Genomic DNA, 13,465 nt, shown 5'->3' with positions numbered 1-13,465 from the left:
TTCAGCCTAACGCATACCGGGAGTCCTGCGGCGCCTGCGCGCGGTCGTGCAGGCCGTAGTCGCGCAGGACCTGGGCCACGCGCAGCCGGTAGTCGGCAAAGAGCTGCCCGCGGCCCTGGCGCTGGGCCGCGCGATGGTCCATCTGCTGGCGCCAGCGGGCCACGGCGGCCTCGTCGCGCCACAGGCTCAGCGAGAGGTAGCGGCCGGGTCGGCCGAGGCTCTGGAAGCGCTCCACCGAGATCAGCCCCTCCTGCTCGGCCAGCACCGACTGCAGGGCCGCGGCCTGGGCGAGATAGGCCTCGGCCTGGCCCGGGAGGGCTTCCAGCTCGAAGAGGACGGCGATCATGGCCGGCACTCCGCGGGTCGGTCCCGGGTGCCGGCCACGTCCTCCAGCCAGCTGCGCTCCTCACGCAGGATGAAGCGGTGCTGGCGGGCCTCCTCGAAGTTGGCGCGGCCGTCGGGATCGCGGCGCAGCGCCGCGCGGTAGCGCTCGTAGGCCGCGAGATCCTCGAAGCCGATGAGGCCCCAGGCGATGTCATTGCTGCCCTCGTGAGGCAGGAAGTAGCCGATCAGCTGGCCGCCGCAGCGGGGGATGATGCGGCCCCAGGCCTCGGCGTAAGCCTGGAAGGCGGCGCGCTGGAAGGGGTCGATCTGGTAGCGGATGAAGCAGGTGAGGGCCATGGGATTTCCAATGTTGCGAGAGCCCCCATGCTGACGGCGGCCGCTGCGGCCATGTTTCGGCGCGGGCCGAAGCATCGGCCCCTCGTGGCCTGCGGGCGCCTCCGCGGCCCCTGCTGTCATCGCGCGGACATGGCCCGGCCCTAGGCTGGCCGGTCCGCCAAGCGCCCACCATGCCGAACGAGAACCCGCACCCGGCTCCCCCCACCGCCCCGCTCCCCACTTATGGCGCCAGCGAGCAAGGCCTGATCTGCGCCTACCGTTTCGACGCTGGCGGCCAGGCCAGCGCGCTGGGCCAGGTGCCTTCGCCGCAGGCGCTGGCCGAGGCGCCGCCCGGCTTTGTGTGGCTGCACGTGAACCTGAGCCATGCCGGTGCGCTCCAGACGCTGCGCCAGGCCGGCGTGCTGGACGACGAGCTGCTGGCCGCCATGCAGCAGGGTTCGCGGGCGACGCGCATCGAGCGCCAGGGCGAGACCCTGTTCGCCGTGGTCAACGACGTCACCTTCGACTTCAGCTTCGATCCGGACGACATCGCCACGCTGTGGGTCCATGTGCGCCCGGGCTGCGTGCTGAGCGCGCGCCGCCAGCCGCTGCGCTCGGTGGACCGGCTGCGCATGGCCGTCAAGCGGGGCGAGGGTCTGCGCTCGCCCATCGCCCTGCTGGATCATCTGCTGCAGGACCAGGCCGACGAGCTGCAGGCGATCGTGCGCCGCACGGCCGATCGCATCGACGACATCGAGGACGAGCTGCTCCGGGGCCGCCATGCGCGCCATGCCGTCGAGGTGGCGCACCTGCGCCGCGTGCTGGTCCGGCTGCAGCGCCTGCTGGCGCCCGAGCCCAGCGCCCTGGCGCGCACGCTTGCGCACCCGCCGGCCTGGGCGACGGACGAGGACCGCGCCCAGCTGCAGCGTGCCAGCGAGGAATTCGCGCTGGTGCTGCGCGATGCGGCCGCGCTGCAGGAACGCATCAAGCTGATGCAGGACGAGACGGCGGCGCGCCAGGCCGAGGAGAACAACCGCAGCCTGTTCACGCTGACAGTGGTCACGGTGCTGGCCCTGCCGATCAATCTCGTGTCGGGCCTGCTGGGCATGAATGTGGGGGGCATTCCGCTGTCGGATCACGGCCAGGGCTTCTGGATCATGCTGGCCCTCATCGCCGCCTTGACCGGCCTGGCGACGGTGCTGGTGCGGCGGCAGGTGCGAGGGGCGCGCGACGGCGCTTGAGCAGGGCCCGGCGGCCGTGACGCTGCGGTGACGCGCAGGCACGACAGATGACCCTGCCATCCCTGGCAGGTTCGGGCGCAGGAGCGCTGGAAGGTCAAGCATCCGTCACCGGGATCGGTGAGCATGCGGCCATTCCTTCGCCAAGCCCCACCATGCCGCAGAACACCGCTTTCGGCCTGTCGTCCGGCCCTTCTTGCCGCCCCCTCGTGGCCCCGTCCCTGCCTCGCGCGACCGAATGCCAAGGCGCAGGGCGCCGGCCGCGGTCCGGGGGCGTGCCGCGGGCGGCGGGCGGTGCTCCTCATGCCGCAGGATGTGCCGGGGCTCGGCATCGCAAGAGTGACGGATGCCGCCGGGAGTGCGGCTTGCCATGCTCGTCCTTCCCGAGTCTGGAGTCTCACCATGATTGACAAGCAAACGACCGGCCGCCGCTGGGGGTGGCCCATGCTGGCCCTGCTGTCGCTGGCTGCGCTGCTGGCGGGCGCCTGGTGGCTGGCCAGCGCACGTCCCGACACCACCCGCGGCTTCCTCCAGCCGCGGGCGAGCCAGCAGCCTGCGCAGACCAGTCGGCAGGCACGCCCGCATCCCCATCCCGCGGGGCAGGGCGCTGGCGAGGCGCCGCGCCGCCGGCCGCCGGTACAGGCGGCTGCGGGTGAGGGGCTGCCGTCCCTGTCCGCCGGCTTTGCCGCGCAGGCCATGCGCAAGGCCTCGGCGCCGGACGGCGAGCCGGAAGCCGCCCCGGCGCGGACGCTCGCCCGGCAGGACGCGCGGCGCCAGCTGTCGCTCAAAGCCTGGCTGCCGATGTGAGCGCGTGGCGCTGTCCGGGCGTCCTCTGACAGGCTCGCCGGGGTCGGGTCCATGAAGAACGGCCGGCAAGGCGCCGGCCGTGATCAGGGCAGTGCGGGGTGCCAGGGTGCGCGCGAGCGCGACGCTGGCCCGGGCAGTCTCACCGGCTGGCCAGCACCTGTGGGCAGGACGCGGGCTTGCTGCCGGGCGGCACCACCGTGAAAGGCATGCCCGCCCAGGGCGTGCCCTTGCCGCACTCGGGGCCGGCCTTGCATTCGCAGCTCTTGGCCTTGACCAGCTGGTCCATGGCCTGGGCGTCCCGGCTGCCGGCCTTGACCGGGCGGGTGGCAAAGCTCAGCTGCAGGGCATCGTCGGGGACGATGCCGTCCCGGGCCAGGGCCTGGCCCAGCACCGTGCGCTGGCCCAGCGCCTCGCTGGCCGCGACGGCGCGCGAGGCATTGCGCTGGCGCTTGAGGTAGGCCAGGGCCACCTCCATGGCCGCATGGCCGCGGGCCGCCGACACGCTGAAGGGCTTGCGGAAGGCCGCCTCATAGGACGCGGCGACCTCGGCCCAGCGGCCCTTGTCCACGCTGAGCGCGGGGCACAGGCCGGCGTCGTACTTCTCGGAGACTGGCGTCTCGAAGTCGATCCAGCACGTGCTGGACGCCGTGACCCGCAGGCCGGTCTGGGAGCGCAGCTTGGCCGCGATCTCCTCGGCCACCCCGGCGCCCACACGCCCCAGCTGCAGCAGGCCGTCATGGCTCTTCAGCCGTTCGGCGTTGGCCGACACCATGGGCACATTGGCCGCCTTGAGCATGGAGGGCACCTCGCCCAGCACGCAGAAGCCGCCGATGACGAGGTCCACCTTGGCAGTGAGAAAGGACTGCGCCGCCGCTTGCGCCTTCCGGGCGTCGCAGCCGCTGTCCTTGACGACCAGCTTGGGTGCGGGCTGCAGGGAGGTGGTCTTGAGGGCCAGGGTCATGCCGTCGCGCATGTCCTCGGCTTGGGTTGTGCTGGGCCAGGACTCCGGCAGGATGGCGCCGATGCTGAGATTCTGGGCCTGGACCAGCCCGGGGGCAGCCAGGGCCAAGCCCAGCAGGGCGGCCGTGAGTGAGCGGGCCGGGCGGGCAGGCTTGATGTTCAACATGGGGTCCCTTCGACGTTTTATGAATCGCTTTGCATCGCCGTTCTCCATGGGGGAACGACACTCCCGTCAGCGCATTCGCATGCTATGCAAGCCGGGCGCAGGTTGTCTGAGGGAAAGCGCGCAGAAGCGATGGGCCGATCTGCCTAATTCGCGGCAAAGCGGCGTATTGCACAGGAAAGGCGGCGCCGAGGCGCGGCCGCGTGCGATGCCGGGGCGTCAGTCCTGCGGGTTAATACCGGGGGCTGGGGCGCGCTCAGTGCAGGTGCCGCGCCAGCTCGGCCTGCAGCTGGGTGAGTGCGAACTCATGGGCCGGGACCGCCTTGCTGAACAGCCAGCCCTGGGCTTCCTCCACCCCCAGGGCCTGCAAGGCCTGACGCTGCGCCGCGCTCTCCACGCCCTCGGCCGTCAGGGCCAGGCCCAGGGCGCGGGCCAGGGCCACGATGGCGCGGGTGATGGCCTGGTCGTTGGCATCCGTCTCCAGGTCGCGGATGAAGCTGCGGTCGATCTTGAGGCGGTCCAGCGGGAAGTACTTGAGCATGGACAGCGAGGAGAAGCCGGTGCCGAAGTCGTCGATGGCCAGCTTCACGCCCAGGCGGCGCAGCTCGCCCAGCAGGCGCTGGCCGCTGTCCACGGTCTGCAGGGCACTCTCGGTGAGCTCCAGCTCCAGGCGCTCGGCCGGGAAGGCATGCTGCAGCAGGGCCTGGCGCACGGCATTGACGAAGCCCTCGCGCTGCAGCTGGCGGGCCGAGACGTTGACGGCAATGCGCTCCAGGTGCAGGCCGGCGTCCAGCCAGGCGCGGCCCTGGCGGCAGGCCTCCTGCAGCACCGCGCGGCCGATGTCCTCGATCAGGCCGCTTTCCTCGGCGATGGGGATGAAGCGCTCCGGGCTGATGGCGCCGTATTCCGGGTGCTGCCAGCGCAGCAGGGCCTCGGCCCCCAGCACGCGGCCGCTGGCGAGCTCGACGATGGGCTGCCAGTGCAGCTGCAGCTGCTCGCCGACGCGGGCGCGGCGCAGGCCCTGCTCGATCTGCAGGCGCTCCACGGCGCGGGCGGCCAGGTGGCTGTCGTAGATCTCACAGCGGTTGCGGCCGGCGGACTTGGCGGCATACATGGCGGTGTCCGCGGCCTTCACCAGCTCGTCGGCCGTGCTGGCATGCTCGGGGAACAGGGCCAGGCCGAGGCTGGCCGAGACCGAGACCGGCTCGACCCCCTCCAGCTGCACGGGCTCGCGGATGGCCGCGAGCAGCTTGTCGGCCAGGGCCAGCAGCGCGTCGCGCTGCACCAGCTGGCTCAGCAGGATCACGAACTCGTCCCCGCCCAGGCGGATGGCGACGTCCGAGCGGCGCAGGCAGGCGCACAGCCGCTGGGCGATGGCGACCAGCAGCTCGTCGCCGCGGTGGTGGCCCAGGGTGTCGTTGATGGTCTTGAAGCCGTCCAGGTCCAGGAAGCACAGCGCGAAGCCGCCGCCCTCCGGCTTGGCATCGCTGGCGCCGATGAACTGCTTGAGGCAGTAGCCCATGTGGTGGCGGTTGCCCAGGCCGGTCAGGGCGTCGTGGAAAGCCAGGTGCTGGATCTGCGTCTCGGCCCGGCGCAGGGCGGAGATGTCGGTGAAGCTCAGCACCTGGTGGCTCAGGCGGCCGTCGTCGGAGAACACCGGCGCCACATGCTCCCAGGCGGGGAACTGGCTGCCGTCGCGCCGCTTGCACAGCACCTCGCCATGGCGGGGCTCGGCCTGGTTGTGGGGATCGTGCAGGAGCAGGTCGGTCTGGCGCTGGGTGTGGAGGATGTCGGTCAGCCGCGTGCCCAGCACCTCCTCCGCCGCCCAGCCGGTCAGGGAGCAGAAGGCGGGGTTCACGGCTCGCAGACGGCCGTCCACGTCCAGGATCACGATGGCGTCGGCCGCGGACTCGAACACCACCGCAGCCTGGCGCAGCTGGGCCTCGGAGTCCACCTGGCCGCTGACGTCGCGGAACACACCGATGATGCGGGCCTCCTGCGCGAAGTGCCGGGCGTGGATCTCCAGCCAGAGCTGGCGCTGCGGCCCCAGCTGCCAGCGCGCCAGGGCATGCAGGTCCTGCCCCGGCTGCGAGCGCAGGGTACCGAGCCGCGCCTGCGAGACGGCATCCAGCCGGGCCATGAAGGCCTCGCGGGTCAGGGCGGGCGGCGGGCCGGCCTGCTCGAACAGGAGCGCCGAATGGCCGTGCAGCTCCAGCTCGTTGCCGCTGGCGCTGAACTCCAGCACGCCCAGCTGGCCGGCATCCAGGGCCAGGCGATAGCGCAGCTCGGCGCGCTCGGCCTGGCGCTCGACCTCGCGCCGGGCCAGGGCCATGTGGATGGTGGCGTTGAGCTCTCGCAGCTCAAAGGGCTTGAGCAGGTAGCCGTAGGGCGCGGTCAGGCCGGCCCGCTTGAGGGTCTCGGGTTCTGCATAGGCGGTGAGGTAGACCACGGGCACGCGGTACTCGTCCATCAGGCGCTTGGCGGCGCGGGTGCCGTCGCCGCCGGCGCCGAGGTTGATGTCCATGAGGACCAGGTCGGGCGCCTCGCGCCGGGCCAGCTCCAGGGCATGGCTCTCGGAGGCCGCGACGCCGCAGACGCGGTAGCCCATGGACTCCAGGTCCTGCTTGAGGTCCAGGGCCACGATGCGCTCGTCCTCGACGATCTGGATGCGCACCTCGGCGCGCTCACCGGAGGTGCTCATGCCGCACCCCCCGGCTGTCTGAACGCCAGGCGGATGCACGTGCCCGGCCCCGCCACCAGGGCCAGGCGTGCCTCGAGCTGGTCGGCCAGCAGGGGGATCAGCTGGTAGCCCAGGGTCTGGCACTGGTCGTGGTCGGGCAGGGCCTGCATGCCCGGGCCGTCGTCGGCGACCTCGATCTCGAACAGGCCCTGGGCATCCCGCGTGGCCCGGATGCGGATGCAGCCCTGGCTTCGCTGCTGGAAGGCGTGCTTCAGCGCATTGGTGACCAGCTCGTTGACGATCAGGCCGCAGGGCACGGCCGCCTGCAGGCTGATGCTGAGGCCCTCGCCGGGCAGGTCCAGCTGCATGGCGATGTCCTTGCCGGGCTCCACATAGGCCTCCCGCAGCAGGGCAGCCAGGCGGCTCAGGTAGGGGCCCAGTTCCAGGGCGGAGAAGTCGCTGCGCTCGTAGAGCAGCTGGTGGGTGAGGGCCATGGCCTTGACCCGGCTCTGGCTCTCGCGCAGCACGGCGCGCACCGGCTCGTCCACATGGCGGGACTGCAGTCGCAGCAGGCTGGAGACGATCTGCAGATTGTTCTTCACCCGGTGGTGCACCTCATTGAGCAGCGCCGTCTTTTCCTTGAGTGCCCGCTCCAGCAGGGCCTGGGCGGCGAGGCGGTCGTCGATGTCGACCACGGTGGCCAGCACTTCGGGCGGCTCGCTGCCCGGGATCGGGTTCAGCCCCACCTCGATGTTGAAAAGGCTGCCGTCCGAGCGCAGGCCCTGCAGCCGCTTGCGCTTGCCCATCAGGCGGGGCTGGGCATCGGCGAAGTAGGAGCGGATGTGGTCGGCATGGGCCGGGCGGTCCGTGGTGGGCACCAGGCGGTCGATGCAGCCGCCCACCAGCTCGCTGGCCTCGCTGCCGAACAGCCGGCCCATGGCGCGGTTGGCCAGCAGCATGCGGCCCTGCACGTCGACCAGGGTCATGCCGTCGGGCGCGGCCTCGAAGACGCTGCGGAAGCGGGCCTCGCTGGCGCGCAGGGCCCGCTCGCCCGCCACGCGGTCCGAGACGTCGATGCCCGAGGGCACGAGATGCTGCACGCGGCCCTCGTCGTCCAGCATGGGGGCCAGCATGAAGTCCACGGTGACCCGGGCGTCGCCCCGCATGCGCACCACCACGTCCTGGCGCACGACCTGACCCTGTGCCGCGGCGCGCACCGCCTCGCGCAACCAGCGCTGCATGGCGGGGTCGTAGCTCCACCAGTAGGTGTCCCAGAAGGGGCGTCCCTGGACGTCCTCGAGGCTGATGCCGGCCGCCTCCAGCGGTGCGCGGTTGGCTTCGAGCACGGTGCCGTCGAGATCCAGCACACCCACGAAGGCGAAGAGGCTGTCCAGCACCCGCCGCAGCCGGGCGGCACTGGTGCGCTGCCGGCGCTCGGCCTCCTGCTGGACGCTCTGGTTGACAGCCTGCACGAGCACGCCCTGCACGCCGCCATCGCCACCGCGGATGGGCAGGTAGCTGGCCTCCCACTGCGAGAGCTCGCCAGGCCGGCTGGGCACCTCCAGCCGCAACTCGCAGCCCAGCAGCGGCTCGCCGGCATCCAGCACGCGCCGCAGCAGGGGCTGCAGCTGCGGCCAGGCCAGGGGCAGGACCTCGCTCACGCAACGACCCAGGGCCTGCGCGGGCGGCACGCCATTGAAGGCGGCCAGCGTGGGATTGATGCGCCGGTAGCGCAGCTCATGGTCGAGCACGGCCAGGCCCACAGGGAGCTCGCTGGCGAAGAGCTGGTCCAGGGTGGCGTCGCTCAGCGGCGGCGGGCTGGACGGGGGCGCGGAGGTGGGCGCCAGCATCTCAGGCGCTCCGCCCTGCAGCCCGCCAGTGCCCGCGCGGGCCGGGGGCTGGCCGGTGGACCCCTTGCCGATCTTCCTCGAAAAGCGAACGCATGCGGCCACTCCCAGGCTGGGCCGGGGCTGCAGCAGCCCGGGCTGACGGCCAGTCTAGCCGTGCTGCGAGGCCTGCGCCATCGTTGTGCATGCCGGCTGTCGTGCCGGCGCGGCGATGCCCTTGGAGGGGGTCAGGCCGGGCGCTGGAACATCAGCCGTTCGGCGAGTTCCCGCTGCTGCACGGGCAGGCGTCCCAGCTGGTCCAGGATCTGCAGGACCTGCTCGCAGCGCGGCGCTGCCGGCACGCCCGGCTGGGCGCCCCACCAGTGAGCCAGCATGCCGGGCGCCAGCGGCCCCAGGCGGCGGCGCACGACCTCCAGCTCGACGGGTGTCGGCACATTGGAGCTGCGGCGGGCCCGCGGTGAATTGGCGGCTTCCTGCATCCAGTGGCTGTCGGTGACATGCAGCTCCAGGGGCAGCAGGCGGCGCAGGATGAGCTGCCCGCCCAGCAGGCCCTGGCAGGCCTCGGGGCTCTGTGCCTTGGCCGCCCGCAGCTGGGCCTCCACCTGGCGGACCAGCTGGTGGCGCAGCACCGGCTGCAGCTCGTGGACCAGGGTGCCCATCTGCTCGGCGGCCACCATGTAGCCGGCGGCCTGCACCGCGTCTTCAGGCAGCTGGGCCTGGCGGGCGGCCTGCATGCGCTGGGCGGCCTGCTCGATGCTGCCGGAGAAGCGGCCCTCCAGCGCATACCAGGCCGGGTTGGCGCGCAGGGCCTCCACATAGGCCTTGAGCGGGCTGTCCGCGCCCGGTGGCAGGAAGATGTCCAGGGTCTTGGGCGGCTCGGGGATCAGCGCGTGGCTGATCAGCTCGTCCATGCTGGGGTACCACATGCTGCGCGAGGGCGTCTTCAGCGTGCGCTTGATGAAGTAGTCCGGCAGGTTGAGCTTGCGGTAGGTCTTTTCCAGCTCCTGGTTGGCCAGCTCGTCGAAGACCGGGTTGTAGGTGCCGGAGGAGGCCCGGTGGAAGCCCAGACGGGCCTCGGGCATCAGCTGGCGCGAAGGCGCGGCCAGGAAGAGGATGGTGCAGGCGCTCTCGCAGTGCTCGACCACCCAGGCGCTGGCGCCGGAGCGGCCCGAGATCATCTCGGCCATGCGCTCGGCCTCGTACAGGCGGCCGCCCGGCGATTGCAGCTCGAAGCGCTGCAGCTGGGGCTGGGCCTTCATCAGGGTGTCCAGGCGCGTGGCATCGCCCATGCCGATGGGACCTTCCATGCGCACGGTGGTGCCGTCCTCGGCCAGGTGGAACTCGGTGCGGCCGATGGGGTCGATGCCGCGGGCCATCTGCCAGTACTCGCCCAGCTGGGGCAGGAAGCCCACCAGCAGCGAGGCGGCGACCTGCAGCATGCCCAGGCCCATCAGCAGGCGGGCGCCGTAGCCCCACAGCGCGGCGCCGTTGTGACGCAGGTAGTTGCCTGCGGAGCGCCAGGCCCCGACCACGCACCAGGTGTCCAGGGCCAGCATCAGGGGCCAGCCCACCATCACGGCGATGGCGCTGGCCTGCAGGTGCTCGCCCTTGGCACCGATCCAGCTCATCAGCCCGGTGATCAGCATGGCCAACGGCACGGCCAGCAGCAGGTTGTTGATCCAGAAGCTCTGCGCCAGGCCTTGTTCGCCGCGCCAGTGGCGCAGCACATAGCCCAGCTCCTCGGGCTCGCCTTCTGCGCGCGCGCGGCGCCAGACCACCTGGGTGCCGGCCAGGCGGTCATGCCAGCTCTGGCCCCGTGCGTCCACGGCGGACCACCACAGGCCCAGGCCCAGCGGCAGCAGGGAGACGAAGGCCCCGACCCAGCGCAGCAGCGTCTGCTTCAGCGTGGGCTTCTCGCCCGAATAGAAGTCGACCACCCGGATGCCGCTGAACAGCATGCCGAAGCTCGCCCCCTGCCAGGCCCAGAAGCCGACGAAGTACAGCGCCGGCAGCAGCCAGTTGACGAAGAGGCTGGTGGGGCTGAAGTCGTCCAGCCGGCTGACCAGGCGGTGCTGGCTCACCCACAGGACGGGCGCGCCCAGCAGCACCAGCAGCAGGGCGTCGATGCAGAAAGCCTGTACCCGGACCACCAGACCGGCGGGCCACAGCTTGGGTCTGGGCTTGAAGATTGGATCCATGTCACTCCCTCGGGGCCGAGGCTCCTGGGCCCGGCGGTTCAGCCCCGGGAGTGTACGCAGGCGCCGGGGTGTTCAGGCCGGGGTGTCGACGGGGCCCTCGACGCGCATGGAGTAGTCCACGGCCTTGACGTCCTTGGTCAGCCGGCCGATGGAGATGCGGTCCACGCCCGTGGCGGCGATCCAGCGCAGCTGGTCCAGCGCCACGCCGCCGGACACCTCCAGCAGTGCCCGCCCGGCGTTGAGCGCCACGGCCTCGCGCATCATGGCCTCGCTGAAGTTGTCCAGCAGCACGCTGGTGGCGCCGGCGTCCAGGGCTTCGCGCAGCTCGGCGATGGACTCGACCTCGATCTGGATGTCCACGCCCGACTGCAGGGCCTGGGCGGCCCGCAGCGCGGCGCCCACGCCCCCCGCGGCGGCAATGTGGTTCTCCTTGATCAGAATGCCGTGGTAGAGGGCCAGGCGCTGGTTCGCGCCGCCGCCCACGCGCACCGCGTACTTCTGGGCCAGGCGCAGGCCCGGCACGGTCTTGCGGGTGTCCAGCACGGCGCAGCCGCGCGCATTGGGGCTGGCGCCGGCGATGGCGTCCACGTGCTGGCGGGTCAGCGTGGCGGTGGCCGAGAGCAGCTGCAGGAAGTTCAGCGCCGGGCGCTCCGCGCTGAGCAGGGCACGGCCGTCGGCCACGATGTGGCAGACCAGGGTGTCGGCCTGCATGCGGGCGCCTTCCTCGTAGCACCAGTCGATGCGGCTGGCGGGGTCCAGGGCCTTGAACACGCCCTCGAACCAGTCGCGGCCGCACAGCACGGCATCTTCGCGGACCCGCACATGGGCCTTGACCTGCCGCCCGGCCGGCACCAGCTGGGCCGTCCAGTCGCAGCGGCCGATGTCCTCGAACAGGGCATCGCGGATGTTGCGCTCGCGCGCTTCTTGCAGGGTTTCGTCGTGGTCGAACATGGCAGGGGGCAGGGGAAGCGGGGAGGACGCGCGGGCGTCCGTCGTCATTCGGCAGGGCCGATTGTCAGGGCGAGGGCGCCCAGGCCGGCGATCTCACCGGCCAGGCGGTCGCCGGGCAGCACGGGGCCCACGCCGTCCGGGGTGCCGGTGTAGATGAGGTCGCCCGGCTTCAGGTGATAGAACTGGGACAGGTTGGCCACGATCTCGGCGACGTTCCAGATCATGTCGGCCAGGTCACCTCGCTGCTTCTGCACGCCGTTGACCGAGAGCGTGATGGCGCCGGCGTCCATGGGCCCGCATTCGGCCGTGCGCACCAGCTCGCCCAGCACGGCGGACTGCTCGAAGCCCTTGGCGACATCCCAGGGCCGGCCGGCCTTCTTGGCTTCGGCCTGCAGGTCGCGACGGGTCATGTCCAGGCCGGGCGCGAAGCCCCAGATGGCGGCGCGCGCCACCTCGGGGCTCACCCGGAACACGGGCGCGCCCAGGGCGATCACGAGCTCCATCTCGTAGTGGTAGTCCTGGGTGCCGGGTGGATAGGGCACCGTGCTGCCGCTCGGCACCAGGGCCGAGGCCGGCTTGGTGAAGTAGAAGGGCGGCTCGCGGCTGGGATCTCCGCCCATCTCGCGGGCATGGGCGGCGTAGTTGCGGCCCACGCAGAAGATGCGCGAGACCGCATAGCGGCGGTCCGTGCCACGCACCGCGGCACTGGGCTGCTCGGGAGGGGTGAAGATGTAGGCGCTGTTCATGGAGCATGGCCTCTGCGACGAAGCCCGCAGCATACAAGGCGGGCGCGGCGGAGGTCGAAATCCCCGGGCATTCTTGGCGAGGCCCGCGCCATGGTTTAGGGTTGCGCCATGTCAAGAATGAACCCCGCCATTTCCTTCGCCTGGCGCCGCACTGGTCCAGCATGGCTGGCCGCGCTGGCGATCCTGGGCGGCTGCGCCAGCCGCGCGCCCGTGTCCTCGCCCGCCAGCCTGCCCTCGCGGGCCCCCGCCTCCGACCGCGATGGCCCCGAGGCCCAGGTGCCGCCCAACCTGATGCAGGTGCCCGATGCCGAGCCGCGCCTGGAGCCCATCCGCAAGGGCGGCCCCAACAAGCCCTACGAGGCCCTGGGCCAGCGCTACGAGCCCATGACCGACGACGCCCCACTGGCCGAGCGCGGCCTGGCCTCCTGGTACGGCCGCAAGTTCCACGGGCGGCCGACCTCCAGCGGCGAGCTCTACAACATGTACGCGATGACTGCGGCGCATGCCACCATGCCCATCCCCAGCTATGCCCGGGTGCGCAACCCGGCCAACGGACGCGAGGTCATCGTGCGCGTCAACGACCGGGGGCCCTTCCACCCCGGCCGCATCGTTGACCTCAGCTACACGGCCGCGCTGAAGCTGGACATCCTGCGCGGCGTCACGCCCGTCGAAGTGGAGCGCATCACCTACGAGGACATCCGCACCGGGGCCTGGCAGCGGCGCGACGAAGGCACCCGCCTGGCGCAGGCTCGGGACGCCCGCCCTGGCGCAACACCTGCCCCCGCCGCGCCCCAGGCCGCTGCCACGACCCTGCCCGCGACCCCGCCCGCCGGCGCTGTCACGGCAATCTCCGCCCTGCCGCAAGACCTGACCCCGACCCCGGCCCCCGGGGCGGTGAGCCTGCCCATTCCCGAGGGCGGCACCGCGCCGAAGGCCGCAAGCAAGGGCTTCTGGGTCCAGCTGGGGGCCTTCAACCGCATGGATGGCGCCGAGGCCTTCCGGCAGCGGCTCAGCCAGGAGCTGGACTGGCTGTCGCCCCTGCTGGCCATCTTCAAGGAGGCGCAGATGCACCGCCTGCAGGCCGGCCCCTATGCCAGCCGCGAGGACGCCCGCACGGCCGCCGAGCGCATGCGCCAGGCCCTGGCCCTGACGCCACTGATCGTCGAGAGGCGCTGACGCCACGCTCCGTGCGCAGAGTCCTGGCTCTGGCGGAAG

At 71.9% G+C, this 13,465-nt stretch carries 11 protein-coding genes; 3 read left to right on the top strand and 8 right to left on the bottom strand.

Features of this window, described 5'->3' with window-relative positions; translation table 11 throughout:
- Nucleotide 1: 1 nt before the first annotated feature.
- Together O9Y01_RS13940 and O9Y01_RS13935 are read right to left on the bottom strand one after the other, a co-directional pair.
- Nucleotides 2-346, bottom strand: coding sequence for an antibiotic biosynthesis monooxygenase family protein (locus tag O9Y01_RS13940; RefSeq protein ID WP_269632204.1), 345 nt, complete (start codon nt 344-346; stop codon nt 2-4).
- Nucleotides 343-681, bottom strand: a complete 339-nt coding sequence (locus O9Y01_RS13935) for an NIPSNAP family protein (RefSeq protein ID WP_269632203.1) — start codon at nt 679-681, stop codon at nt 343-345. Before O9Y01_RS13935 ends, O9Y01_RS13940 begins: the two co-directional genes overlap by 4 nt.
- A 170-nt stretch (nt 682-851) precedes the next feature.
- On the opposite strand from O9Y01_RS13935, the gene O9Y01_RS13930 reads away from it, so the two are divergent.
- On the top strand, nt 852-1,901 hold the full coding sequence (locus tag O9Y01_RS13930) for a transporter (RefSeq protein WP_269632202.1): 1,050 nt from the start codon (nt 852-854) through the stop codon (nt 1,899-1,901).
- Nucleotides 1,902-2,300: 399 nt separating this feature from the next.
- The gene (locus tag O9Y01_RS13925) at nt 2,301-2,705 is read left to right on the top strand and encodes a hypothetical protein (RefSeq protein WP_269632201.1); all 405 of its coding nucleotides are present in this window, start codon (nt 2,301-2,303) and stop codon (nt 2,703-2,705) included.
- A gap of 139 nt (nt 2,706-2,844) precedes the next feature.
- Here O9Y01_RS13925 and O9Y01_RS13920 read toward each other — a convergent pair whose 3' ends face one another.
- From O9Y01_RS13920 to O9Y01_RS13895, 6 genes are all read right to left on the bottom strand, one after another.
- Nucleotides 2,845-3,831, bottom strand: a complete 987-nt coding sequence (locus O9Y01_RS13920; RefSeq protein ID WP_269632200.1) for a hypothetical protein — start codon at nt 3,829-3,831, stop codon at nt 2,845-2,847.
- Between the two features lie 253 nt (nt 3,832-4,084).
- On the bottom strand, nt 4,085-6,529 hold the full coding sequence (locus O9Y01_RS13915; protein ID WP_269632199.1) for a two-component system response regulator: 2,445 nt from the start codon (nt 6,527-6,529) through the stop codon (nt 4,085-4,087).
- Nucleotides 6,526-8,358, bottom strand: coding sequence for a PAS domain-containing protein (locus tag O9Y01_RS13910; RefSeq protein ID WP_269632198.1), 1,833 nt, complete (start codon nt 8,356-8,358; stop codon nt 6,526-6,528). Before O9Y01_RS13910 ends, O9Y01_RS13915 begins: the two co-directional genes overlap by 4 nt.
- Nucleotides 8,359-8,582: 224 nt before the next feature.
- The gene (locus O9Y01_RS13905; protein WP_269632197.1) at nt 8,583-10,553 is read right to left on the bottom strand and encodes an RDD family protein; all 1,971 of its coding nucleotides are present in this window, start codon (nt 10,551-10,553) and stop codon (nt 8,583-8,585) included.
- A gap of 72 nt (nt 10,554-10,625) precedes the next feature.
- Complete coding sequence (nadC, locus tag O9Y01_RS13900; protein WP_269632196.1) at nt 10,626-11,504, bottom strand: carboxylating nicotinate-nucleotide diphosphorylase; 879 nt, start codon at nt 11,502-11,504, stop codon at nt 10,626-10,628.
- A 44-nt stretch (nt 11,505-11,548) separates the two neighbouring features.
- On the bottom strand, nt 11,549-12,250 hold the full coding sequence (locus tag O9Y01_RS13895) for a fumarylacetoacetate hydrolase family protein (RefSeq protein ID WP_269632195.1): 702 nt from the start codon (nt 12,248-12,250) through the stop codon (nt 11,549-11,551).
- Between the two features lie 117 nt (nt 12,251-12,367).
- On the opposite strand from O9Y01_RS13895, the gene O9Y01_RS13890 reads away from it, so the two are divergent.
- Entirely contained in the window at nt 12,368-13,426 is a 1,059-nt protein-coding gene (locus O9Y01_RS13890; RefSeq protein WP_269632194.1) for a septal ring lytic transglycosylase RlpA family protein, read from the top strand.
- Nucleotides 13,427-13,465: the final 39 nt, after the last annotated feature.

It is taken from the genome of Pelomonas sp. BJYL3 (assembly GCF_027257975.1).
Classification (GTDB): domain Bacteria; phylum Pseudomonadota; class Gammaproteobacteria; order Burkholderiales; family Burkholderiaceae_C; genus Roseateles_B; species Roseateles_B flavus.
Note: the sequence above shows the minus strand (reverse complement) of the source record. Positions and strands in the feature narration are given on the sequence as shown.